The organism is Streptomyces lunaelactis (genome assembly GCF_003054555.1).
Lineage (GTDB): Bacteria > Actinomycetota > Actinomycetes > Streptomycetales > Streptomycetaceae > Streptomyces > Streptomyces lunaelactis.
The window spans coordinates 5,766,753-5,790,782 of record NZ_CP026304.1 but is presented as its reverse complement, the minus strand read 5'-3'; the positions used below and the strand labels follow the sequence as shown (position 1 = coordinate 5,790,782).

Sequence of the window (24,030 nt, the reverse complement as noted above, 5' to 3'; positions counted from 1 at the left end):
TTCGCGATGGTGCGCCTCCAAGCCGCGAAAACCCCCCTGACCTGCTGGTACGGGCCGATTACGCGCCCACCCGGGCTTCGTGAAGGAGTCATGCAGACTGGGGATCATGCGTATCGAACTTGCCACCGTCCCAGGCACTCCCGAGCGCCCCAACGAGGACTGGGTATCCGTGGCCCTGCCCGCCTCGGGACAGGGCGGAACGCTCGTTGTCCTGGACGGTGTGACCCCTCCCAAGGGCGACGACGGATGTGTGCACGGGGTGCCGTGGTTCACCGCTCGGCTCGGCGGCGCCCTGGTCGAACTGTCCGGTTCACGACGGGATCTGACGCTGACGGAGATCCTCGCCGAGGCAGTCCGGCGCACCGCTGATACCCACCGTGGGACCTGTGACCTTTCTCACGTGCGCACGCCTCAGGCAACGGTGGTCATGGCGCGTTGGGGCGCCGCGGCGGACGCCGTGGAGCATCTGGTGCTCTCCGACTCGACGCTGCTGCTGGAATCGCCGGGCGGCCGGGTCCGTGCGGTGCTGGACGACCGGATCGACCGGCTTCCCCGTGAATCGCTGCTCACACACGCCTCGGCGGACGCCCTGCGCAACGCCGAGGGCGGGTTCTTCACCGCGGCGGCCGACCCGGGGGTGGCGGTCCGCGCGGTGACGGGCAGTACACCCCGCGCCGAGGTGCGGGCCGTGGCCGCGCTCACCGACGGGGCGTCCCGCTGGGTCGACATGTTCGCGGAGGGCGGCTGGACCGAGTGCCTGGCCCTGCTCCGCAAGGAGGGGCCGCAGGGGCTGATCGACCGGGTCAGGGCGCTGGAGGAGTCGGCGAAGGAGCGTACGGCGGTGATCCGCTGGAAGCTGCACGATGACGCGGCGGCGGTTTTCGCGGAGCTCTGACCCGGTCAAGCCCGTTGGGGTCACCCCGGACGGAGTCCGGGGGGAGATTGAGGACGGAACGGCCACCGGAGAGGCCGGCTCAACTTCCCGCCCGCGCGTTCAGCTGGTGCAGCAGCCTCGCCAACTCCGCGATCTCGCCGCGATCCCAGCCCGCCAGCTTGCTCACATACCTGTCGCGGCGCGCGTCCCTCACCCGGCGGAAGCGCACCACGCCCTCGCCGGTGAGCCGGACGAGTGAAGCCCGTCCGTCGGCCGGATCGGGTTCGCGGGCGACGAGACCGAGGCCTTCCAGGGCTCGAAGCTGTCGGCTCATGGTCGCTTTGCCGACACCGAAGTAGCCGGCGAGCTCAGTGGCGCGCTGCTGCCCGGCCTCTTCCAGCCGTACGAGAAGGCCGTACGCGGCCGGCTCCAACTCGGGGTGCACCTCGCGCGCCATCTCGCCCGACGACGCCCGGGCCCGGCGCAGAAAGACCGCCAACTCCCGTTCCAGGGCAAGGAATACGTGCTCCACACCATTCCCACCCTTGGGGTCCGCTTCACTTCCCGTACCGCTTTCGTGCACGTCAGCACCCCTCGCGCGCTTTCCGGATTCTGAGAGTTTCTTTCGGCGGCAGCCATCACCGCAGCTCGGCCAGTATTTCGCAGGCGTAGACCAACGGCAGCACCCTGCCCCTCTTCCACAACCGGGTTCTACGTACGTAGCGTCATGACTGGCATGTCCACACCATATGGCCGCCACGACATGTCGATACGTCGTCAGATCCCCCCCACCGAGGTCTTCGGAGGCACGCTATGCCCGTGCACAGATCCGGAACGACCGTTCCCCTCACGTCGTCGGGGAGACCCCGCTGCTCACGTCTCGCAACAGCAGTCGGCACTCTCCTCGCAGTCATCTCCCTCCTCCTCACCCTCCCCGGCGCCGCCGGCGCCGCCGACACTCCCCCGCGCGGCTCGGCCCACCTGGGCATGGGCGTCATCGCCCACGACGGTCAGGGCGGCCTTCCCCCCGCCTCCCGCGCCGTCGCGACAGAAGGCGTGGACGTCTCCAGCCACCAAGGCAACGTCAACTGGTCGAGCCTGTGGAGCAGCGGTGTGAAGTGGGCCTACGTCAAGGCCACTGAAGGCACCTACTACAAGAACCCCTACTTCGCGCAGCAGTACAACGGCTCGTACAACATCGGCATGATCCGGGGCGCGTACCACTTCGCCACCCCCGACACCGCGACCGGCACCGCGCAGGCCGACTACTTCGTCAACAACGGCGGCGGCTGGTCCCGCGACGGCAGGACTCTGCCGGGCGCGCTGGACATCGAGTGGAACCCGTACGGCGACGCCTGCTTCGGCAAGAGCCAGTCCGCGATGGTCACCTGGATCCGCGACTTCCTGAACCGCTACAAGGCGCGCACCGGGCGCAACGCGGTCATCTACTCGGCCACCAGCTGGTGGACGCAGTGCACGGGCAACTACAGCGGCTTCGGCGCGACCAACCCCCTGTGGATCCCGCGCTACAACACCACCCCGGGCACGCTCCCGGCCGGCTGGGCGTACCACACGATCTGGCAGTACACCTCGTCAGGACCGATCGTCGGCGACCACAACCGCTTCAACGGCGCGTACGACCGCGTCGTGGCCCTCGCCAACGGCTGAGCACCCGCAACAGCACACCGCCCGCCTCGCGCCCCGGTCGGTCACGACCAGTGCGCGGGGCGGGCCAGCGCCGGCGGCAGCCTGGTGTCCGCGTCGCCCCTGGCCGCATTGAGCTGCGGCTGGGTGAGGAAGATGCAGCCGGTCAGATCGGCGCCCGACAGGTCGGCGTCCCTGAGGTCGGCCCCGATGAGATCGGCCAGCCGCAGATCGGCGCCGGTGAGATCGGCGGCGATGAGATACGCGCCCCGCAGACTGGCGCCCCTGAGGTCCGCGCCCTCGAGCCGCGCCCCCATGAGGTCCGCTCCCCTGCGGTCCTTCTTCCTGCGCCCGGCCCCGGCCCGGACCAGTTCGCTGGTACGGAGCAGCAGCACATTGACCTCCTGCCGGTGCGCGGCCACATCCAGCTCGCCGAGTGCTTCGGGACCCAGTTCGGTGAGCCGCCCGATCGTGTCGAGCAGCCGCCGGATCTCGCCGTGGAGCGAGCGGGCGGGCCGCAGCGTCAGCGCCTCGGTCAGATACCAGAGCAGCTCATGAAGCTGCCGTACGACCGGGAACACCCCGAACATCCCGAACATGCCCTGTGCCGTCTCGGGCGCCTGCCGCCAGTCCTTGCCGCCGAAGGTGACCTGCGAGACCTGCTGCCCGGCGCCGAAACAGTCGTACACGGTGCAGCCGGGGAAGCCGCTCTGCCGCAGCCTGGTGTGGATGCCGCAGCGGAAGTCGGTCGCCAGGTTGGGGCAGGGCTTTCCGGCGTCCTTGCTGATCGCGAAGTCCGCTGACGCCGAGAAGGGCAGTGCCACACAGCACAGCCCGAAGCAGTTCCCACAGTCGGCCCGCAGCTCACGGTCCTCGCGTTGTTCGGTCACGCTGTCCATTGTGCTGTGCCTTCCCGGGGGACGCCCCCGAACCCCCGGCGCACGGGCGCCGGGGGTCCGCTCTCTCACAGAGAGTTCACTGCGGCCGGATCAGCCGCAGAGTCCCGCGGGGCGCTCCCGGGTGACCAGATCGGTCCAGCCCGTCGTGCCGTCGATCCAGACCACCTGCTTGCCGGAGACCGCGGCCGGGGAGAGCTGCTCGCCACGGTTGCACGAGACCCGCTCCCTGCGCGAGCCGTCGGTCGTCAACTGCCACAACTTGGGCAGGCTCTCGTTGCGGAGCTGGAAGCCGGGCAGCACGCTGTTCACGGTGACCGCGTCCTCGGAGGCCGTGAGGTCGAAGGGCAGCAGCGCGCCCGGCTTGCTCTCGGGGCTGATGTCCACCGTGCCGGTGCCGTCCAGGCCCGAGCGGTGGACCGCCATCTGGCCCTCGTCGTTCAGGTTCTCGTCCACCAGCGAGAAGACGTAGGTGGAGTTGATGCCCGTCTGGCCGAGGGACTGCGGGTCGCCGAGCTGCTGGGTGAGCGTCGACTTCCCTGTCGTCAGGTCGAGGACCTCGACGCCCAGCTTGTACTCGGTGGGGTCCGGATACAGCTTGGCGTAGGCGAGCTTGCCGTTCTTGATGGCGGGAAGCGCGGTGAGGACGTCGAAGCCGCCGCCGTCCGCGAAGGCCGGCTGACGGTCACCGGGGCGCAGATATCCGACGTGCCGGTCGCCGAAGATGCCGAAGCTCTCGAAGACGACGACGCCGTTCTCCACACGCAGGCCGCCCACATCGGTGACCGAGGTGTACAGCTTCTTGATCGGGCCGCCCGCGATCGGACGGGACAGGATGTCGAGGCTGGTCGTCCCGTACGCCGCCCAGACGACGGTCTTGCCGTCGGTCGCCGGATACACGTGGTAGCGGCCGTCGTTGGGGCTCATCAGCTTCGGAGCGCCCTTGCCGTCCGTACGGCCGGCGTAGACGGAGTACGGCTCCGAGCCGTCGTCGTTCGACTGGGACGCGGCCCACCAGCCGCCGCCCGCCTGGGCTCCGGTGCCACCGGTGTTGATCTTGCCGAGGAGCTGGTCGGAGTCGACGCCGAGCGCGTCCTCCCAGCCCGGGACGATGCCGTGGGCGTTGAAGGACCGCTTCACCGCGGTCAGCTGCTTCGCGCTGACGCCGAGGTCCTTGGCGGCCGCGAGGACGGCGTTACGGCCGTCGGTGAAGCCGTCGAGCGGTGTCATGTACTCGGACAGCGCCTTGTACACGATCTTGTCGGCGAGTTCCCCGCCCACGTCCTGGCGCAGGTCCCACAGCGCGCCGGAGAAGATGGTGGAGTTGAGGTGCACGCCGCCGTTGTCGGTGGAGAAGGCGACGCCGAGGAAGTTCTTCGACGTGCTCGCGCCGTCGTTCATGTTGCGGAAGGCGCAGGCGCGCGGAGCGGTCGTACGGCAGAGGTCCTCGCCGACCAGACCGGAGTCCGGGTCGTCCATGGAGGTGCCGGACGCCGCGGTGTCGATGGCGTTGCCGAAGTAGTCGGCGAGCGCCTCGTTCAGCGCGCCGGACTGGCCGGCGTAGACGAGGTCGGCGGTGTTCTCGACGACGCCGTGGGTCATCTCGTGGCCCACCACGTCGAGGTCGGCGGAGAGCGGCTTGTACTCCTCGTCGCCGCTGCCGTAGACCATCTTCTGGCCGTCCCAGAAGGCGTTGACGTACGGGAACCCGAACTCTGTCACGCCGACCAGGGAGTTGACGGTCATGCCGCGGCCGTCGAGGCTGTCGCGGGCGTGGTTCTTCTTGTAGTAGTCGTAGACCCTGCCGGCCGCCCAGTGCGCGTCGACCGCGCCCGACTCGGTGGCGTCCTTGCCGAAGTCCTTCTCCGGGTGGCTGAACTCCTTCAGCCCGCCCGGCCAGGTGCCGGCCACCTCGCTGACATCGCGGTCGCGCGCGTCCCAGGTGGTGAGGGTGTTCTTGGTGGAGTCCCGCATCCGCGAGGAATCGACCATCAGGTACTTGCTCGCGGTGGTGTCGAGGTAGAGGTCGAGGTCGACCTTGGCGCTGTCCAGCTTGAGGCCGGTGCCCTTGACGCCGGGGGCGGCCGGGTCCGCTGCCGCGCTCGCGGCAGCCTTGGGAGCGGCCTGCGGGGCCTTGCCGGGCGGTGCCGTCTTCGGTGCGGCGAGGGTCTTGATGCCGCTGAACTGGAGCACGGGGAAGCCGGCGCCCGCGTCGATGTAGACCTGCTGCAGCACCGGTTCGCCGGTGGCGGGATTCGTACCGCGCACGGTCACGTGGTACGCGAGTACGCCTTCGCCGCGCGGGATGACCACGAGGCCGCCCGCGGTGCCGCTGAGCGCGGCCGCCTTCGCGGACTTGGCGCTCGTACCCCCCTTGCCGCGTACGGCGTCGGCCTTGCTGAGCGTCTTGCCGCCGAGGCGGGCGGCGGTGGCCGCGACCGCGCGGCGTACCGCGACGTCCTTGCCGACACTCGCCCTGGTGCCGGCCCTCAGACCGGTGAAGTACTTGCCGGAGGTGCCGGTGACGACACGCTTGCCGCCCTTGGACTCCATCCGCACGACGTACTGGCCGCCGAACACCGGGATGCCGTGGTGCTTCTGCTGAAGCCTCACGGTCTCTTCCGCGCCAATCCTGACGCTCTGCAGTGGCGCGAGATCGCGCCTCGCGTCGGCGATCCTGTAGCGGTTCTCCTTGGCGTCGAGATGGCCTCGGGCCGCGTCCGCGGGGCTCGCCTTGGCGTCTGCCGTCTCACGGATGCCTTCGACGAGCGCCGGGGTGGCGGTCGCGGCTCCCGGAAGGATGTCGCCGGGTGGTGCGGCGGCCGGCGGCGTTGCCGCCTGGGCCGGTATCGCGGTCAGCAGCAATCCTGCCGCCGCGAGCAGTGCGGCGAGACCGGTCCCCCTGGTCATGCCCGGTCTCTGTGTGCTTGTCCTGAGCTTGCGCACAGTACGTACCCCTCCCACGTGCTGGTCAGCCGTAAAGGTGGTCATGGCCATGCAACCGGTGGGACGCCAACCGATCAATGTGGTCGGCATGTTGACAAGTGGACACGCACACTTGTGTGGCGCGTGAAGGCGGAGTGAGAATCCGACGCATGAGCGAGGGGGAACTGCACACCCTCGGCCTGGGGAAGGCCGAGGAGTGCGCCTACGAGGCACTGCTCAAGGAACGGGCCGCCGGGGCCGAGGAGTTGGCAAACCTGCTGGGACTGCCGCGCGAGCGTCTTGACCGGGCGCTCGGCCATCTCGTCGAGCACGGACTCGCGCTGCCCGCGATCGAGGGCGGACTGCCGCACCCGGCCGCACCCGCGGCCGCCATCCGTACGCTGATCCACCGCCGTCAGGCCGAACTCCACTTACGGTCGGCGGAGTTGGAGCGATTACGGATGAGCGCGGACCAGCTCGCGGGCCGGCTGATGTCCGGGTCGCCCAGCGCCCCCGAGGGCGGCATCGAGGTGGTGACCGGACTGCGGGCGATCGGCGAACGGGCGGAGTATCTGCTGGCGTCGGCCGAGCACGAGGTGGCGATCCTGGACCGGCCGCCGTATGTGAAGGGCCCGCACGGGGACGGCGGCTCCCGCTCGCCGGCGCTCGATATCGACGCCCTCCTGGACCGGGGAGTGGAGGTGCGGACCGTACTGGACCGGGACGGCCTCTCCTATCCCGGCCGGATGCGCTCGCTGACCACCCTCGCCGAACGGGGTCTGCGGGCGCGGGTCGCCACCGGAGTCCCCACCAAACTGATCGCCGTCGACCGGCGGATCACCCTCCTTCCGCCGAGCGACGCGACCGACCCGACGGCCTCCGCGCTGGTGATCGGCGACGCCCTGCTGCGTAACGCGCTGGTGCCGCTCTTCGAGACGGTCTGGGAGCGGGCCACTCCGCTGGGCTGTTCGGGCAGCGGCGGCGGCTCGTTGCCCAAGGCGCAGAAAGAACTGCTCGGGCTGCTCGCCGCGGGCCTCAAGGACGAGGCGATCGCACGCCGCCTCGGCGTCCATGTGCACACCGCGCGGCGCAGGATCAGCCGGCTGCTCGAGACGCTGGGGGCCGAGACCCGCTTCCAGGCGGGGGCGCAGGCGACACTCCGGGGCTGGCTGGACGGATGAGCGTGCGTGCCAGGGCACGCGAGCCCGGCAAGATCCGAAGGACACGCCCTTCGGGCGGCAACCGGGCAAGATGGCCGGATGACGTGGCACAGCCGTACGAGCCGAAGCAACAGAGCCAGTGGAAGCGGCGGAAACAGCCGCACGAGCGGCACCGGCGGCACGATCAGAGGACTCGTGTGGCCCGCCCTGGCCGTGCTGGCCGTCGCCCTGACCGGCTGCGCCGGGCCCGCGTCCTCGGCGACACCGCCGCCCAGAGCCACCGGCTCCCCCGGGTCTCCCGGCGTGCGGGCCGCAGCGCCCGATCCGCGGTCCTCGGCGACGCCCTTCGCCGGGGCCTCCTCCGTCGGCGTGCTGATCAACGAGGACGGCGACCACTTCTGCACCGCGAGCGTCGTGGACAGCCCGAAGGGCAATGTCATCGCCACCGCGGCGCACTGCCTCCAGGACGCTGGCGGCGGGCCGTCCTTCGAGCCGGGCGATCTGGAGTTCGCGCCGGGGTTCTCGGGCAAGGGCAAGGGGACGTATCCGTACGGACGCTGGAAGGTCGGCGCCATCCACCTCGACGACCGGTGGACGGACGACGACGAGGACTCGGAGGCGGCCGACTACGCCTTTCTGACGCTGGCGCCGGACGCGAAGGGCCGGCAGGTGGAGAAGGTCGTGGGCGGCGCGGTCCCCGACTGGTCCTCCCGGCCCGAGCGCCGGGTCACGGTCGTCGGCTACCCCAACGCGGCGCACAACCCCGGCAACCGGCCCATCGCCTGCACCACCGAGGCCCGGCCGGACGAGGAAATTCCGGGGACGCTCGTCATGGAGTGCGCGGGCTTCTGGGACGGCACGAGCGGCGGCCCCTGGCTCGCGGACTACCGGGACGCGAAGCATCAGGGCCGGCTCATCGGCGTACTGAGCGGGGGCGACACGGACAGCGAGTCGACATCCTCGCTCTTCGACGACCATGCGCGTGAGCTGTACGAACAGGCCGCGGGCTGAGTGGACTTGCCGGGGTCCTGCGGACAGCACTCGGGCCCGGCGGTGTGTGTCACACCGCCGGGCCCGTGAGCGTGGCCCCTGAGCCGGGCCCGCGAGGCGGGCCGAGCTTCGGCCGTCAGACCGTCAGGCCGCCGCCGCCACCGGCACCTCGGCCGGTGAGAGGGCGATCTCCAGGACCTGGCGGACATCCGTCACCGGGTGCACCTCCAGCGTGTCCAGGATCTCGGCCGGGACGTCGTCCAGGTCCGCCTCGTTCCGCTTCGGGATCACGACGGTCGTGATGCCCGCACGGTGCGCGGCAAGCAGCTTCTGCTTCAGCCCGCCGATCGGCAGCACCCTCCCGGTCAGCGACACCTCACCCGTCATCGCCACATCCGTACGCACCTGGCGTCCGGAGAGCAGCGACGCGAGCGCCGTCGTCATCGTGATGCCCGCGCTCGGGCCGTCCTTGGGGACCGCGCCCGCCGGGAAGTGGATGTGCGCTCCCCGGTCCTTCAGATCGGCGACCGGCAGCTCCAGTTCCGCGCCGTGCGAGCGCAGGAAGCTCAACGCGATCTGCGCGGACTCCTTCATGACGTCGCCGAGCTGACCGGTCAGGGTCAGTCCCGCCGCGCCCGTCTCCGGGTCGGCCAGTGAGGCCTCGACGAAGAGGACGTCGCCGCCCGCGCCGGTGACGGCGAGGCCGGTGGCCACGCCGGGCACCGCGGTACGGCGCTCGGCCGGGTCCTGGGCGGACTCGGGCACGTGGTGGGGCCGGCCGATCAGCTTGCGCAGTTGCTCCGCGCCGATCGTGAACGGCAGCTCCTGTTCGCCCAGTTCGTGCTGGGCCGCCACCTTGCGCAGCAGCCTGGCCACCGAACGCTCCAGGTTACGGACGCCCGCCTCCCGGGTGTACTCGCCCGCCAGCTTGCGCAGCGCCGAGTCCTCCAGGGTCACCTCGCCGGGCTCCAGGCCGGACCGCTCCAGCTGACGCGGCAGCAGGTGGTCCCGGGCGATGACGACCTTCTCGTCCTCGGTGTAGCCGTCCAGGCGGACCAGCTCCATACGGTCGAGCAGGGCCTCCGGGATGGCCTCGATGACGTTCGCCGTGGCGAGGAACACCACGTCGGACAGGTCGAGTTCGACCTCCAGGTAGTGGTCCCGGAAGGTGTGGTTCTGCGCCGGGTCCAGGACCTCGAGCAGAGCCGCGGCCGGGTCGCCGCGGAAGTCCGAGCCGACCTTGTCGATCTCGTCGAGCAGGACGACCGGGTTCATCGAGCCGGCCTCCTTGATGGCGCGGACAATACGGCCCGGCAGCGCGCCGACGTACGTACGCCGGTGGCCGCGGATCTCCGCCTCGTCCCGTACGCCGCCGAGCGCGACCCGGACGAACTTACGGCCCATCGCGTGCGCGACGGACTCGCCGAGCGAGGTCTTGCCCACGCCGGGCGGGCCCACGAGCGCGAGCACCGCGCCTCCGCGCCGCCCGCCGACCACTCCGAGCCCCCGGTCGGCGCGCCGCTTGCGCACCGCGAGGTATTCGGTGATCCGCTCCTTCACGTCCTGCAGGCCCCAGTGCTCGGCGTCGAGGATCGTCCTGGCGCCCTGGATGTCGTACTCGTCCTCGGTGCGCTCGTTCCACGGCAGTTCGAGGACGGTGTCGAGCCAGGTGCGGATCCAGGAGCCCTCGGGCGACTGGTCACTGGAGCGCTCCAGCTTCTCGACCTCCTTGAGGGCGGCTTCCCGCACCTTCTCGGGGAGGTCGGCGGCCTCGACGCGCGTCCGGTAGTCGTCGGACTCCTCCTCGCTGTCCCCGCCGTTGATCTCGCGCAGCTCCTTGCGTACGGCTTCGAGCTGGCGACGCAGCAGGAACTCGCGCTGCTGCTTGTCGACGCCCTCCTGGACGTCCTTGGCGATGGACTCGGCGACATCCTGCTCGGCGAGGTGCTCGCGCAGCTGCTCGGTGGCGAGCTTGAGGCGGGCCACCGGGTCGGCGGTCTCCAGCAGTTCGATCTTCTGGGCGGTGGTCAGGAACGGCGAGTAGCCGGAGTTGTCGGCGAGCTGCGAGACGTCGTCGATCTGCTGGACGCGGTCCACGACCTGCCAGGCGCCGCGCTTCTTCAGCCAGTTGGTGGCGAGTGCCTTGTACTCCGTGACGAGCTCGCTGACCGAGCCCGGCAGCGGGTCGGGCGCGCTCTCGTCGATCTGGACACCCTCGACCCAGAGCGCGGCTCCGGGGCCGGTGGTGCCGGCGCCGATCTTCACGCGGCCGCGGCCGCGGATGAGCGCGCCGGGGTCGCCGTCGGAGAGCCTGCCCACCTGCTCGACGGTGCCGAGCACGCCGGTCCCGGCGTACGTGCCGTCGATACGCGGAACAAGGAGCACCCTGGGCTTGCTTGCACCACTGGAGCGGGCGGCGGCCTGGGCGGCCTCCACCGCGGCTCGTACATCGGTGTCGGACAGGTCCAGCGGTACCACCATTCCGGGCAGCACGACCTCGTCGTCGAGCGGCAGCACGGGCAAGGTGAGCGATGTGGACGTCGAAGCCATGATCTCCCCTTCGGCAGTCAAGTTGAGCTATGTGGACTCAATGCATGACGCCGCCGAGATGTTCCCCGAGGCCTGTTCGCCGTCAGCGATCAGCTCTGAGCGATCAGCTCTCGGGGGACCTGGTCCCAGGGCCTGTGCAGCCTCTTCCTCAACCCGTCGGCCCGATCGGCCCACCCCGGGCGATACTGCGCGCATGCGACCGATGACACGGACCCGGCTCTGGTGCGCTGCGGCGGGTGTGCCGTTGGCCGTCGCCCTGACGGCGGGGTGCGCGGGCGGTGATGCCGGGCCGGCAGGCCGCCCCGCGCCCGCCCCTTCGGCGTCGGCGAACCCCGCTCCCGTGCAGCCGCTGGTCGAGCTGACGGTCACCGGCGGCTTCGCGGGCGTGCGCAATCGGCTGCTGGTCCAGGACGACGGCACGTACAGCACGTCCTCGAGGACCGGGGCGGTACGGACCGGCCGGATGAGCCGGGCCGAACTCACCGAGCTGCGCCGGGCGCTGGAGAAGGCGGACTTCGCGCACCTCCCCCGCGAGGCCACGGGCAGCCCGGTCGCGGACGGCTTCAGCTACCGGCTCACATACGCCGGTCACACCGTCACCACCGACGACACGACACGGCTGCCGGGCCTACGCGAGGTGTTCGCCGCGCTCCCGGACGGCTGACGCCTTCCGCCGCGAGGCGCTGCGTACCAGGGGCCAGCAGGCGATCCCGGACAGCAGCGCCAGCGGATGGCCCCAGTTGGTGAGCGGATCCGTGAAGGCCAGCAGGTCCTGGAGGAGCATCAGGGACACGAACCCGAGCAGCGTCCCGCGCAGGACCGGGGTGAGCAGTCCGGCCAGGGCGCCGATGCTCGCCATCAGGCCGAAGCTGATGCCGTAGTCGAGGCGGTGCAGCGAGCTGACGGGCAGGTGGCCGGCCACCACGGAGAGCCCGACCGGGATCTCGGTGGCGAGCGTCGCCGCCACATGACCGCCCAGGAAGACGCCGGCCGTGCGCCGGCCACCGATGCGGCGCTCCAGCGCGGTAAGTGTGAAGAAGAAGGCGACGGCGTACGGCGACATCAGTCCGCCCGCCACCCACAGCGCGCTGGCGCCGAGAACGAGCAGGGGCGTGTCCGCCAAATGGGCGACATCCGTGCTGGAGCCACGAAGCAGCGCGGAGACCGTCGCCGGGTCGCCGTAGTCCGCGAAGAGCGAGGTGGCGAGCAGCACGACGATGTAGCCGAAGGTGAACGGAGTCCCGGTGGGCGTCGGCAGCAGCTGGACGAGCCGCCGCCACGCGGGCCGTCCGACCTGCGGGGCCGCCGGGACGGGGGCGGCGACGGAGGCCGTGACCACCGGCGCCGTCGGCCGGGGCGTCCGCTGGGCCGGAATACCACCCAGCAGCTCCTGGCCCGTGGCCCGGTCTCGCGTAGTGAGCTGATCCACCGCGTGAGGCCCCTTTCATCAAGCCCCCGGACAACCCCCACCCAACGCGATCACCCTCACCCCCGTCTATGACCTGCGCCACACGAGGCAACCTTCGTACCGCCTCGGGCGTCGTGCCCGCGTCAGGTCGCGGCGACCCGGGCCGCGAAGAGCCCGCAAACCATTTGTCCCACTCGCCCCATCCCGCGAGGATGGCCACCCGTACGCGTCCCGCCAGCCGCCCGGAGGCCACCGCCATGCCGCTTCAGACCGAGCGCACCCTCACCCTCGACCGGCGCGAGGGGCCCCACGGCGAGGTCGCACTGCGGCAGCGTGGCGAGCACCACGAGATCATCGCCAACGGGTGCTTCCTGATGGACACCTCCGACGGCCGCTCCGAGCGGCTCCTCGTCGATGCCGCCCTCGACGCGCTCGGCGACCGTCCCGCGCCGTCCCTGCTCATCGGCGGCCTCGGCGTCGGCTTCTCCCTCGCCCGCGCCGCCGCCAACCCCCGCTGGCGGCATATCGCCGTCGTCGAGCGCGAACAGGCGATCATCGAGTGGCACCTCACAGGGCCCCTCGCCGCGATCTCCCGCGACGCCCTCGCCGATCACCGCAGCGTGATTCTGCACACGGACCTCGTCGCGTACCTCCGCACCACTACGCACCGCTACGACGCCCTCTGCCTGGACATCGACAACGGACCCGGCTGGACCGTCACCGACGACAACGAAAACCTCTACTCACCGGCCGGACTAGCCACCTGTCAGGGCCGGTTGGAGCCGGGCGGAATCCTCGCCGTATGGTCCGCGCAGCCCTCGCCCGCTTTTGAGGATGCGTTGCGGAATGCCGGATTCAGCGGGGTTCGGACGGAAGAGATCCGGGTTGCCCGAGGCGTACCGGACATGGTCCACCTCGCCGTTCGCCCTGCGTAGCCGGGACGCCGCCAATGCCCTTACGCTGCTGACCTACACACGGGATCTACCTCAGCATCCACATCAGCATGCAGCTCGCGAGAACGCGTACAGGGGCGGGGCCATGGAGCAGACACACACCACGCACAACGGAGGAGCGGCCACGCCCGGCGCCCAGCGCCGGGTGCTGGTCGTCGAGGACGACGCGACGATCGTCGATGCCATCGCCGCCCGCCTCCGGGCGGAGGGCTTCGTGGTGCAGACAGCCGTGGACGGCCCCGCCGCCGTCGACGCCGCCGAGGCCTGGCAGCCCGATCTGATGGTCCTCGACGTGATGCTGCCGGGCTTCGACGGCCTCGAGGTCTGCCGCCGCGTCCAGGCGCAGCGCCCGGTCCCGGTGCTGATGCTCACGGCGCGCGACGACGAGACCGACATGCTGGTCGGCCTCGGTGTCGGCGCGGACGACTACATGACCAAGCCGTTCTCGATGCGGGAGCTCGCGGCCCGGGTGCATGTGCTGCTGCGCCGCGTGGAGCGGGCCGCGCTCGCCGCGGTGACGCCGCGCAGCGGGATCCTGCGCCTCGGCGAGCTGGAGGTCGACCACGCCCAGCGCCGGGTCCGGGTGCGCGGCGAGGACGTACATCTCACGCCCACCGAGTTCGATCTGCTGGTCTGCCTGGCGAACACGCCGCGCGCCGTCCTCTCCCGCGAGCAGCTGCTCGCGGAGGTGTGGGACTGGGCCGACGCGTCGGGCACCCGTACCGTCGACAGTCACATCAAGGCGCTGCGCCGCAAGATCGGCGCCGAGCGGATCCGTACCGTCCACGGCGTCGGCTACGCCCTGGAGACGCCGGCGCCATGAGTCGGCGGCCCTTCGGCAGGCTGCGGAACCGGCGGAGCGGAACGAACCGGCGGAGCAGCGCGCGGTACCGGCCGCGCCCCGCCACCATCTCGATCTCCATCAAGACCAAGCTCGGTTCGCTCGTCGTCGTCTCGGTCTTCATCACCACCGGTCTGCTGCTGGTCGCCCTGCGCACCGAGACCGAGCTCCGTTTCATTACGGTCTTCTCGGTGATCGCCACCCTCCTGATCACCCAGTTCGTGGCGCACGGCCTGACCGCCCCGCTCGACGAGATGAACACCGTCGCCAAGGGCATATCGCACGGCGACTACACCCGGCGGGTACGCGGCGCCGACCGCCGTGACGAGCTCGGGGACCTCGCCTCCACCATCAACCGCATGGCCGACGACCTGGAGGCCGTGGACCAGCACCGCAAGGAGCTGGTCGCCAATGTCTCGCACGAGCTGCGCACCCCGATCGCCGCGCTGCGCGCCGTGCTGGAGAACGTCGTCGACGGGGTCTCCGCCGCCGACCCCGAGACGATGCGCACCGCGCTCAAGCAGACCGAGCGCCTGGGCCGTCTCGTCGAGACCCTGCTCGACCTCTCCCGGCTCGACCACGGCGTCGTACCGCTGCGGGCCCGCCGTTTCGAGGTGTGGCCGTACCTCTCCGGTGTGCTCAAGGAGGCCAATCTGGTCGCCGCCCAGCGCGGCCTGACCTCCGGCTCCGGCAACCACACGCGCACGGACGTGCATCTGCACCTGGACGTGTCGCCGCCCGAGCTGACAGCGCACGCGGACGCCGAGCGGCTGCACCAGGTGGTCGCCAATCTGATCGACAACGCCGTCAAGCACTCCCCGCCGCACGGCCGCGTCACGGTACGGGCCCGCCGCGGCCCGCAGCCGGAGTCGCTCGACCTGGAAGTCCTCGACGAGGGCCCCGGTATCCCGGAGCAGGAGCGCTACCGGGTCTTCGAACGCTTCAACCGCGGCAGTGTCCTCTCGCCGCACGGGAAGGGCAGCGACGGCGGTACGGGCCTGGGCCTGGCGATCGCGCGCTGGGCGGTCGATCTGCACGGCGGACGCATCGGGGTGGCCGAATCATCCCGGGGCTGTCGCATCCAGGTGACCCTTCCGGGCATCCCGTCGGCGCGAGGTTGACGTCGCGATTGACGTAGGGTTCGAACCGGAAGCACGCATTCTGCGTGTACGTAGTCGGACGCGGTCATGACGCGGCAGGAAACAGGCACGGACAGCGCCTGTACGCCACCGGAAGGCCGCGAAGGGTGCGAGCCGGGTGGCCGCAGCCGCGCTGTGGTGTTCCCGCTCGAAGCGGAACCGCGCTTGTTTCCCGCCATTCCAAGCCCCGAAACCCGCCTTCCGGTGTGACTTGCGCGACGATGGCCCGCCCGGCCTGCACCTCTCGGCCGGGGAGGCGTAGCCTTTATTTCCGCTGTCCATCACCTTGTGAAGCGGAAGAGGGCGGTTGCCGCCGTGTCGTCTCAGTCCCCCAGTAACTCGAGCATCTCGACCGACCAAGGCGGGCAGGGTAAGAACCCTGCCGCCGCGTTCGGGCCCAATGAGTGGCTCGTCGACGAGATCTACCAGCAGTACCTCCAGGACCCCAATTCGGTCGACCGTGCCTGGTGGGACTTCTTCGCCGACTACAAGCCGGCGTCCGCGTCCGGTACGGCGGACAAGCCCGTCGGTGCCGCAGCCGCGGGGGCTGCGGTGACCGCTACCCCGGCCGACGCTCCGGCCCAGGCCCCTGCCCAGGCACCGGCCGCCGCTGTTGCCAAGCCGGCCGCGGTGGCTCCCACCGCTCCGGCCGCACCGGCACCGGCCGCATCCGCACCGGCTGCACCGGCCACCCCGGCTCCGGCCCCCGCCGCCCAGCCGGCCGCGGCCAAGGCGGCCGAGCCGGCCCCGGCCAAGGCCGCGCCGGCCACCGAGGCGCCCGCCGGACCCGAGTACGTGACGCTGCGCGGCCCCTCCGCCGCGGTCGCGAAGAACATGAACGCCTCGCTGGAACTGCCCACGGCCACGTCCGTGCGCGCTGTCCCGGTGAAGCTGCTCTTCGACAACCGCATCGTCATCAACAATCACCTCAAGCGCGCCCGCGGTGGGAAGGTCTCCTTCACCCACCTCATCGGGTACGCGATGGTGCAGGCCCTCAAGGCCATGCCGTCGATGAACTACTCCTTCGCGCAGAAGGACGGCAAGCCGACGCTGGTCAAGCCCCCGCACGTCAACCTGGGCCTGGCCATCGACCTGGTGAAGCCCAACGGCGACCGCCAGCTCGTCGTCGCGGCCATCAAGAAGGCCGAGACGCTCAACTTCTTCGAGTTCTGGCAGGCGTACGAGGACATCGTCCGGCGCGCCCGCAGCGGCAAGCTCGGCATGGACGACTTCACCGGAGTCACCGCCTCGCTGACCAACCCCGGCGGCATCGGCACGGTCCACTCCGTGCCCCGCCTGATGCCCGGGCAGGGCCTCATCATGGGCGTCGGCGCGATGGACTACCCGGCCGAGTTCCAGGGCACCTCGCAGGACACCCTGAACAAGCTGGGCATCTCCAAGGTCATGACGCTGACCTCGACGTACGACCACCGGGTCATCCAGGGCGCCGCCTCCGGCGAGTTCCTGCGGGTCGTCTCCAACCTGCTGCTCGGCGAGACCGGCTTCTACGACGAGATCTTCGAGTCGCTGCGCATCCCCTACGAGCCGGTCCGCTGGCTCAAGGACATCGACGTCTCCCACGACGACGACGTCACCAAGGCCGCGCGCGTCTTCGAGCTGATCCACTCCTACCGGGTCCGCGGCCATGTCATGGCCGACACCGACCCGCTGGAGTACAAGCAGCGCAAGCACCCCGACCTCGACATCATCGAGCACGGTCTGACGCTGTGGGACCTGGAGCGCGAGTTCGCGGTCGGCGGCTTCTCCGGCAAGTCGATGATGAAGCTGCGCGACATCCTCGGCGTACTGCGCGACTCGTACTGCCGCACCACCGGCGTCGAGTTCATGCACATCCAGGACCCGAAGCAGCGCAAGTGGATCCAGGACCGCATCGAGCGCGGGCACACCAAGCCGGAGCGCGAGGAGCAGCTGCGCATCCTGCGCCGCCTCAACGCCGCCGAGGCCTTCGAGACCTTCCTGCAGACCAAGTACGTCGGTCAGAAGCGGTTCTCGCTGGAGGGCGGCGAGTCCGTCATCCCGCTGCTCGACGCGGTCATCGACTCGGCCGCCGAGTCGCGCCTGGACGAGGTCGTCATCGGCATGGCCCACCGCGGCCGCCTCAACGTCCTCGCGAACATCGTCGGCAAGTCGTACGCGCAGATCTTCCGGGAGTTCGAGGGCAACCTCGACCCGAAGTCGATGCACGGCTCCGGTGACGTGAAGTACCACCTGGGCGCCAACGGCACCTTCACCGGTCTGGACGGCGAGCAGATCAAGGTCTCGCTGGTCGCCAACCCCTCCCACCTGGAGGCCGTCGACCCGGTCCTGGAGGGTGTCGCCCGCGCCAAGCAGGACGTCATCAACAAGGGCGGCACGGACTTCACGGTCCTGCCCGTCGCCCTGCACGGTGACGCGGCCTTCGCCGGCCAGGGTGTCGTCGCCGAGACGCTGAACATGTCCCAGCTGCGCGGCTACCGCACCGGCGGCACGGTCCACATCGTCATCAACAACCAGGTCGGCTTCACCGCCGCCCCGGAGTCCTCGCGTTCGTCCATGTACGCGACGGATGTGGCCCGCATGATCGAGGCGCCGATCTTCCATGTGAACGGCGACGACCCGGAGGCCGTGGTCCGCGTGGCCCGCCTGGCCTTCGAGTTCCGCCAGACGTTCAACAAGGACGTCGTGATCGACCTCATCTGCTACCGCCGCCGCGGTCACAACGAGGGCGACAACCCGCAGTTCACCAACCCGCAGATGTACAACCTGATCGACAAGAAGCGCTCGGTGCGCAAGCTCTACACCGAGTCGCTGATCGGTCGCGGCGACATCACGCTGGAAGAGGCGGAGCAGGCGCTCCAGGACTTCCAGGGCCAGCTGGAGAAGGTCTTCGCGGAGGTCCGCGAGGCCACCAGCCAGCCGGCCCCGGCCCATGTCCCGGGCGCCCAGCCCGAGTTCCCAGTGGCCGTCACCACCGCGATCTCCCAGGAGATCGTGAAGCGGATCGCCGAGTCCCAGGTCAACATCCCCGACCATGTCACCGTCCACCCGCGCCTGATGCCGCAGATGCAGCGTCGCGCGGCCTCGGTGGAGGACGGCACGATCGACTGGGGCATGGGCGAGACACTCGCCATCGGCTCGCTGCTGATGGAGGGCACCCCGGTCCGGCTCTCCGGCCAGGACACCCGCCGCGGTACGTTCGGCCAGCGCCACGCGGTGCTGGTGGACCAGGAGACCGGCGAGGACTACACCCCGCTGCTGTACCTCTCCGAGGACCAGGCCCGGTACAACGTCTACGACTCGCTGCTCAGCGAGTACGCGGCGATGGGCTTCGAGTACGGCTACTCGCTGGCCAGGTCCGAGGCGCTGGTCATGTGGGAGGCGCAGTTCGGTGACTTCGTCAACGGCGCGCAGACCGTCGTGGACGAGTTCATCTCCTCCGCCGAGCAGAAGTGGGGCCAGACGTCCGGCGTCACGCTGCTGCTCCCGCACGGCTACGAGGGCCAGGGCCCGGACCACAGCTCCGCCCGCCCTGAGCGCTTCCTGCAGATGTGCGCGCAGAACAACATGACTGTCGCGATGCCGACCCTGCCGTCGAACTACTTCCACCTGCTGCGCTGGCAGGTCCACAACCCGCACCACAAGCCGCTCATCGTCTTCACCCCGAAGTCGATGCTGCGCCTGAAGGCGGCGGCGTCGAAGGCGGAGGAGTTCATCAACGGCGGCTTCCGCCCGGTGATCGGCGACACCGCGGTCGATTCTGGAGTGGTGGACCCGAGCGCGATCCGCAAGGTCGTCTTCTGCACCGGCAAGGTCTACTACGACCTGGACGCCGAGCGTCAGAAGCGCGGCAACACGGACACCGCGATCATCCGCCTCGAGCGCCTGTACCCGCTGCCGGGTGCCGAGCTCCAGGCCGAGATCGCCAAGTTCCCGAACGCCGAGAAGTACCTGTGGACGCAGGAGGAGCCGGCGAACCAGGGTGCGTGGCCGTTCATCGCGCTCAACCTGATCGACCACCTGGACCTGGCCGTCGGCGCGGACGTCCCGCACGGCGAGCGCCTGCGCCGCATCTCGCGGCCGCACGGTTCGTCCCCGGCGGTCGGCTCGGCCAAGCGCCACCAGGCGGAGCAGCAGCAGCTGCTCAACGAGGTCTTCGAGGCCTGAGCGGTCGCCTGACCGGTTGACCGGTTGTACGTCACCAAGGGCCCGGCCCCGCGCGGTGAGCGCGGGACCGGGCCCTCCGGCGTGTCCCGGGCGCGTTCCGGCCTCAGGTGCCTTCCGGCCTCAGGTGCGTTCTGGCCTCAGGTGCCTCCGACGCGTCGAGCCTGGTCAGCTCCTCGCGGATGAGACCCGCGGCCTCCGGGTCCGCCCCCGCCGCCATCAGCATGAGCAGCACCGCCCGGTGCTCCTCCGCCGCGCGCTCGGGGCCTGCGGTGCGCTCCAGGCGGGTGGCCCTCATCCACTGGGCGGTGACCGCCCGTTCGAGGAGATCGCCGGAACCCGGCTCGGCGGCCGCACGGCGGAAGTGCCCGGCGGCGTCGCCCAGCCCGGCTGACGACTCGGTGCGCCGGGCCAGGAGCGCGGATGCCAGCGCCCGGTACCACCAGGCGTAGGCGGCCAGTTCGGCGTTGCCGGCGGCGCGGGCAGCGGCGCCCAGGGTCCAGTCCGCCTCGTGGAGGTCGGCGGCCGCTTCCTCGGCCCGGAAGCGCTCGATATAGGCGTGGCCCAACAGGGCCCTGCGGAGCGGTAGTTCGGGGTCTCTCCCGTGGGTCTCGTCGATCGCCCCGCGCAGCGCCCGTACGGCCGCGTACACATCGACCGCCGCGTCCTTGTCCACGCCCCGCTCGGTCAGCTGCCTGCCGAGCGAGGTGAGGACCACGGCGCGGCGCGGATCGCCCGGGGGCAGCAGCGGCAGCGCCGAGGTCCAGGCGGCGATCGCCGAGTCGCGGTGGGCCCAGCCCCCGGTGGACGCGTACCGCTGCTCCAGGATGCGGGCCATCCGCAGCAGACAGTCGGCCTCGGCCTCCTCGTCCTTGCCGACGTGCTGGCGGGCCTGGTCGAGGGCCTGGAGGATGCGCAGCCTGCCGTCCTCGTCCAGGTCCTCGTGGGCGAACTCGATGGCGTCGGCGTAGTCGAGCCAGGCGCGGCAGAGCTGCGCCTGCGGGACGGCGTCCCAGTCGAGGCCGTCGATCCCGGCGTGCAGATCCTTGTCGGCCCGGTCGGCGAAGGCACGGGCGGCGATCCGGCCCTCCTCGTCGGCGACCCTGGGGACGGGGCCTTCGCCCCGGTAGTGGCGGGCCAGTTCGAGCAGCAGCCCGCCCTTGACGAGCAGCGCGGACTCCCTGCTCTCGGCCGCCAGCAGCAGCTGTACGACGGTGAGCGCGATCTGCAGGGTCTCGGTGAACCAGTCCTCGGGCCGGACGGGCCCGCGCAGCGCGTACGGCGCACCGGTCACGGCCAGACGCCGCAGCACCCGGACCCTGACCGCGGCCGCCGACTCCCTGAGCGCACGGGAGCCCTCCGTCCTCGGGGTGCTGTCGGTCAGTTCGGCGAGGCTGGTGTCCGCCGTCGACAGCAGAATCGCCGCCATCAGGCCCGTGTCCACCGGTTCCGCCGCGGCCTGCACCCGGACCCACTCCGGCATCAGCCGGGGGCTGAGCCGGCCCGCCGCCATCTCGTCCGCCATCGCCTCCAGGACCAGCGCCAGTGTCAGATGCGCCTGCGGCTTCCCGGTGATCGCGTTCTGCGCTGCGTCCAGAGCGTCGCGCAGATCCTCCGGGAGCGGGCGCACCAGCCAGCGCCGCAGCAGGGCCTCGGCCAACTCCCCGTACAGCACGGCCCGTTCACCGGCGCGCCGTTCGGCCTGGGTGGCCGAGCCGAGCAGCCGGACGCCCGCGTCCAGATCACGTACGGTCCCGTACTCGCCGAAGTGCGCCAGACAGGCGCGGGCCTGTGCGACCAGTCCGGCCGGACCGTCGCCGGGCGGACCGCCGGGCGGTGCGGTCGGTCCCGCTCCGCCGAGTCGGCGCAGGACCTGGGCCGACACCTGCGCGAAGGCCCACAGGCCCCTGCTGTCGGGGGCTCCGGAGACCGCCGGCCTCGGGTCGACGGAGCCGGTGAGGAAGGCCGCGGCCATGGCCGGGAAGTTCCGTACCGTACGCCCGTAGCGCGTCTCGACATACTCGGAGCAGTGCTTGAGCACCAACGCCGCGTTGCTCGCGCCCAGTTGGCCGAGCAGCTCCTCGCGCACACCGGCCAGGAAGGTGTACGAAGGCCCGTCCTCGGCCGGTCCGTGGTCGTCCCGCTTGAGCAGCCCGCTGAGCAGCACCTCCGCCAGTACGTCGGGGCCGCTGCGCACCAGCATCGCGCGCTGGACGAGCTGCATCACCGGGAGCACCAGCGGCACCGCGGAGAGATAGACCGCGAGCTGCGCGGCGGCGGGCGACGCGGTCCTGCGGAAGGCGCGCACCCGCTCGCCCGCGTCGATGTCCTGCGCCGTACGGGTCCGGCCCGGGGCCGGTTCCTGGCGGGCCCTGACCTGTCCGGCCGCCGCGTTCAGCGACTGTCCGGTGGCGCCCGCCACCAGCCGGGTCCAGGCCTCGAAGGAGGACCGGCGCAGTGCGAGCACCGGCACCGGGATTCCCCACTCGGGCCCGCCGTACAGCGGGTTGAACTCCAGCCGCCCCGCCGGCCCTTCGCGCCGCCGCAGCAGTCCGGGCCGCGCGGGCAGATGCGTACGCCGCCACATGCGCTGCGGCAGCGGCTGCACCACGGCGACCGGCGCGGTCGACGCCCAGATGTGCAGCAGCCGCTGCATACGGCCACTGCGCCACATGGGACCCGCGCAGTCGCTGAGCACCAGGGTCAGCTGCCGCCCGGTGGGGTCGCCGAGCTGGGCGGGGGCGGGCTCGCCGTCGCGCAGGTGGTGCACGGCCACCTCGCGGAACGCCCCGGCCCGCTCACAGACCTGCCGCAGCTCGTCAAGTGCCTTGTCCCATACGACGTTCGACGAGGAGACGTCCATGACGAGCGCGAGGCGCGCCTCGCGCCGCCGTACCGCGTGCAGCACCGGCACCACCAGTCCGGTGTCGGCGGCCCCGTCGGCCGTCGCGACCTCGTCGAGCTCGCGCCGGATCAGGCGCATGGGCGGCCGGTACCGCTGCAGGGGCCGCAGGGCGCGCTGCAGCGCGAGCGGGTCGGGGAGTGCGGCTGCGGCAGGCACGGGCACCGTCCGCAGACCGCTGTCGGATACGCCTCCGGGCGCGCCGTCGGTCTGCGCGGGCCCGAACAGCTCGATGCGGGTGTGCTGCGCAGGGCGGGGCCTCAGCGACGAGGGCGCGGGCGCTTCCATGCTCCCGGCGGGAGAGGGATCCGCGGACTTCGGACCCACGAAACCGGGCGGCTCGGCGCCCGCGCGGCGGGAAGCGGCCGCGGGTACGAAGCGGGACAGCCACAGCGCGTCCGCCAACTCCTCTGCGGTCGGCTTCAGTTCCGCCTCACGCAGGCGCGCGACCAGCGCGGTGAGGGGAGCGGGAGCCGCGTTCACGTCATCACCGCTGCCGGGTGTCGAGAGGACGTATCAGCAGCTCGGCTATCTCCTCGCGGCGTCCCGGCTCCTGGCGTACCGCGTGCTGGGTGAGGAAGATCGCGTTCAGCAGCTGGTCCGTGGGGCGCAGCTCGCCGTCGCCGTCCTCGCGCGTGAACTGCCCGATCAGATCGAGGTTCCGCTCGTCCGCACCGGCCCCGAAGTGCGCCTGGACCATGGCGGCGAGCCGCTCGTCGCGCGGCGGGTCGAGGTGCAGATGGATACAGCGGCGCAGCAGCGGGGCCGGGAAGTCACGCTCGCCGTTGCTGGTCATCACCACGAAGGGGAAGGCGTGACAGCGCACCCGGCCGTCCCGCACGGGCACCCGGCGGCCGTCGTCGGTGAGCACCCGCACCTCGTCGTGGCCGGGCCGGTCGGCCATCCGCTCCAGCTCGGGGAGCGCGAACTCCCCCTCCTCCACCACATTCAGCAGGTCGTTGGGAAGATCGATGTCGCTCTTGTCGAGCTCGTCGATGAGCAGCACGCGGGGCCGCTCGGCGGGCAGCAGGGCGGTGCCCAGCGGCCCGAGCCTGATGTACCTGCCGATGTCGTCGGACTGCCGCTCGGCGAGCTGCGCGTCCTGGAGCCTGCCGATGGCGTCGTAGCTGTACAGCCCGTCCTTCAGCTCGGTGCGGCTGACGATGGGCCACTGGAGCACGCGGCCGAGGCCGAGTTCGTACGCGACGGAGTGCGCGAGGGTCGACTTTCCGGAGCCCGGTTCGCCGGTGACGAGCAGCGGACGCCTCAAGTAGAGGGCGGCGTTGATGAGTTCGAGCGTCTCGGCGTCCTGCGCGGGCGGGGCCGCGACGCGCGCGCCGAGCCGCCGGGTGGAGGAGCTGTCGATGGGCGGCGCGGCGCCGGGCAGCGGCTCTCCGGAGAAGGCGCGCCAGGGGGGCGGCGGCGGAAGCTGCCGGATCCGATCGGGATCCGGTGCTCCGACGCCTCGGTAGATCAGCCAGTCGTCCATCGCTCGCTCCTAGGGCGTGCCCGGTCGGCGGTCGGTGGGGGTCGTGGCGGACCACGTCGGGTATGTACCCACCGCCCTGGTGTCCCAGTGCTCGGAGT

16 protein-coding genes are annotated in these 24,030 nt (G+C 71.1%); 9 read left to right on the top strand and 7 right to left on the bottom strand.

Annotated features, from left to right (window positions below):
* Positions 1-106: 106 nt before the first annotated feature.
* Positions 107-895 carry a hypothetical protein gene (locus SLUN_RS26870; RefSeq protein ID WP_108152498.1) on the top strand — a complete coding sequence of 263 codons (789 nt, stop codon included), beginning with the start codon at positions 107-109 and terminating at the stop codon, positions 893-895.
* A gap of 79 nt (positions 896-974) precedes the next feature.
* Here SLUN_RS26870 and SLUN_RS26865 read toward each other — a convergent pair whose 3' ends face one another.
* The gene (locus SLUN_RS26865; protein WP_108152497.1) at positions 975-1,457 is read right to left on the bottom strand and encodes a MarR family winged helix-turn-helix transcriptional regulator; all 483 of its coding nucleotides are present in this window, start codon (positions 1,455-1,457) and stop codon (positions 975-977) included.
* Positions 1,458-1,687: 230 nt separating this feature from the next.
* On the opposite strand from SLUN_RS26865, the gene SLUN_RS26860 reads away from it, so the two are divergent.
* On the top strand, positions 1,688-2,542 hold the full coding sequence (locus SLUN_RS26860; protein ID WP_108152495.1) for a lysozyme: 855 nt from the start codon (positions 1,688-1,690) through the stop codon (positions 2,540-2,542).
* Between the two features lie 41 nt (positions 2,543-2,583).
* Here SLUN_RS26860 and SLUN_RS26855 read toward each other — a convergent pair whose 3' ends face one another.
* Complete coding sequence (locus tag SLUN_RS26855) at positions 2,584-3,417, bottom strand: pentapeptide repeat-containing protein (RefSeq protein ID WP_108152493.1); 834 nt, start codon at positions 3,415-3,417, stop codon at positions 2,584-2,586.
* A 90-nt stretch (positions 3,418-3,507) separates the two neighbouring features.
* Positions 3,508-6,324, bottom strand: a complete 2,817-nt coding sequence (locus SLUN_RS26850; protein WP_175313918.1) for a M4 family metallopeptidase — start codon at positions 6,322-6,324, stop codon at positions 3,508-3,510.
* 185 nt (positions 6,325-6,509) lie between these two features.
* Here SLUN_RS26850 and SLUN_RS26845 point away from each other — a divergent pair, with 185 nt between their 5' ends.
* Both SLUN_RS26845 and SLUN_RS26840 read left to right on the top strand, forming a co-directional pair.
* A complete protein-coding gene (locus SLUN_RS26845; RefSeq protein WP_108152489.1) occupies positions 6,510-7,520 on the top strand; it encodes a helix-turn-helix domain-containing protein in 1,011 nt (336 codons plus the stop codon).
* A 78-nt stretch (positions 7,521-7,598) separates the two neighbouring features.
* Positions 7,599-8,510 carry a trypsin-like serine protease gene (locus tag SLUN_RS26840; protein WP_108152487.1) on the top strand — a complete coding sequence of 304 codons (912 nt, stop codon included), beginning with the start codon at positions 7,599-7,601 and terminating at the stop codon, positions 8,508-8,510.
* Between the two features lie 123 nt (positions 8,511-8,633).
* On the opposite strand, the gene lon is transcribed toward SLUN_RS26840, so the two are convergent.
* On the bottom strand, positions 8,634-11,039 hold the full coding sequence (gene lon / locus SLUN_RS26835; RefSeq protein WP_108152485.1) for an endopeptidase La: 2,406 nt from the start codon (positions 11,037-11,039) through the stop codon (positions 8,634-8,636).
* Between the two features lie 193 nt (positions 11,040-11,232).
* On the opposite strand from lon, the gene SLUN_RS26830 reads away from it, so the two are divergent.
* On the top strand, positions 11,233-11,703 hold the full coding sequence (locus tag SLUN_RS26830) for a protealysin inhibitor emfourin (RefSeq protein ID WP_159100330.1): 471 nt from the start codon (positions 11,233-11,235) through the stop codon (positions 11,701-11,703).
* Here SLUN_RS26830 and SLUN_RS26825 read toward each other — a convergent pair.
* Positions 11,668-12,468 carry a rhomboid-like protein gene (locus SLUN_RS26825; RefSeq protein WP_257153797.1) on the bottom strand — a complete coding sequence of 267 codons (801 nt, stop codon included), beginning with the start codon at positions 12,466-12,468 and terminating at the stop codon, positions 11,668-11,670. The genes SLUN_RS26830 and SLUN_RS26825 overlap by 36 nt on opposite strands.
* Before the next feature lie 236 nt (positions 12,469-12,704).
* Here SLUN_RS26825 and SLUN_RS26820 point away from each other — a divergent pair, with 236 nt between their 5' ends.
* The 4 genes from SLUN_RS26820 (at position 12,705) to SLUN_RS26800 (ending at position 19,544) form a co-directional block, all read left to right on the top strand.
* Positions 12,705-13,382 carry a spermidine synthase family protein gene (locus SLUN_RS26820; RefSeq protein WP_108152481.1) on the top strand — a complete coding sequence of 226 codons (678 nt, stop codon included), beginning with the start codon at positions 12,705-12,707 and terminating at the stop codon, positions 13,380-13,382.
* Positions 13,383-13,485: 103 nt separating this feature from the next.
* Entirely contained in the window at positions 13,486-14,223 is a 738-nt protein-coding gene (locus tag SLUN_RS26815) for a response regulator transcription factor (protein WP_108152480.1), read from the top strand.
* Positions 14,220-15,362, top strand: coding sequence for a HAMP domain-containing sensor histidine kinase (locus SLUN_RS26810; RefSeq protein WP_254708704.1), 1,143 nt, complete (start codon positions 14,220-14,222; stop codon positions 15,360-15,362). Before SLUN_RS26815 ends, SLUN_RS26810 begins: the two co-directional genes overlap by 4 nt.
* 333 nt (positions 15,363-15,695) lie before the next feature.
* Positions 15,696-19,544 carry a multifunctional oxoglutarate decarboxylase/oxoglutarate dehydrogenase thiamine pyrophosphate-binding subunit/dihydrolipoyllysine-residue succinyltransferase subunit gene (locus SLUN_RS26800; RefSeq protein WP_108152476.1) on the top strand — a complete coding sequence of 1,283 codons (3,849 nt, stop codon included), beginning with the start codon at positions 15,696-15,698 and terminating at the stop codon, positions 19,542-19,544.
* Between the two features lie 103 nt (positions 19,545-19,647).
* On the opposite strand, the gene SLUN_RS26795 is transcribed toward SLUN_RS26800, so the two are convergent.
* Together SLUN_RS26795 and SLUN_RS26790 are read right to left on the bottom strand one after the other, a co-directional pair.
* The gene (locus SLUN_RS26795) at positions 19,648-22,926 is read right to left on the bottom strand and encodes an SAV_2336 N-terminal domain-related protein (RefSeq protein ID WP_108152474.1); all 3,279 of its coding nucleotides are present in this window, start codon (positions 22,924-22,926) and stop codon (positions 19,648-19,650) included.
* A 4-nt stretch (positions 22,927-22,930) separates the two neighbouring features.
* Positions 22,931-23,932, bottom strand: coding sequence for an AAA family ATPase (locus tag SLUN_RS26790; RefSeq protein WP_108152472.1), 1,002 nt, complete (start codon positions 23,930-23,932; stop codon positions 22,931-22,933).
* Positions 23,933-24,030 lie beyond the last annotated feature (98 nt).

What these genes read in the sequence shown, in the direction of transcription:
- SLUN_RS26870 (WP_108152498.1), top strand. Translation starts at nt 107, where the DNA reads ATGCGTATCGAACTTGCCACCGTCCCAGGCACTCCCGAGCGCCCCAAC.
- SLUN_RS26860 (WP_108152495.1), top strand. Translation starts at nt 1,688, where the DNA reads ATGCCCGTGCACAGATCCGGAACGACCGTTCCCCTCACGTCGTCGGGG.
- SLUN_RS26855 (WP_108152493.1), bottom strand. Translation starts at nt 3,417, where the DNA reads ATGGACAGCGTGACCGAACAACGCGAGGACCGTGAGCTGCGGGCCGAC.
- SLUN_RS26850 (WP_175313918.1), bottom strand. Translation starts at nt 6,324, where the DNA reads ATGACCAGGGGGACCGGTCTCGCCGCACTGCTCGCGGCGGCAGGATTG.
- SLUN_RS26845 (WP_108152489.1), top strand. Translation starts at nt 6,510, where the DNA reads ATGAGCGAGGGGGAACTGCACACCCTCGGCCTGGGGAAGGCCGAGGAG.
- SLUN_RS26840 (WP_108152487.1), top strand. Translation starts at nt 7,599, where the DNA reads ATGACGTGGCACAGCCGTACGAGCCGAAGCAACAGAGCCAGTGGAAGC.
- lon (WP_108152485.1), bottom strand. Translation starts at nt 11,039, where the DNA reads ATGGCTTCGACGTCCACATCGCTCACCTTGCCCGTGCTGCCGCTCGAC.
- SLUN_RS26830 (WP_159100330.1), top strand. Translation starts at nt 11,233, where the DNA reads ATGCGACCGATGACACGGACCCGGCTCTGGTGCGCTGCGGCGGGTGTG.
- SLUN_RS26820 (WP_108152481.1), top strand. Translation starts at nt 12,705, where the DNA reads ATGCCGCTTCAGACCGAGCGCACCCTCACCCTCGACCGGCGCGAGGGG.
- SLUN_RS26815 (WP_108152480.1), top strand. Translation starts at nt 13,486, where the DNA reads ATGGAGCAGACACACACCACGCACAACGGAGGAGCGGCCACGCCCGGC.
- SLUN_RS26810 (WP_254708704.1), top strand. Translation starts at nt 14,220, where the DNA reads ATGAGTCGGCGGCCCTTCGGCAGGCTGCGGAACCGGCGGAGCGGAACG.
- SLUN_RS26790 (WP_108152472.1), bottom strand. Translation starts at nt 23,932, where the DNA reads ATGGACGACTGGCTGATCTACCGAGGCGTCGGAGCACCGGATCCCGAT.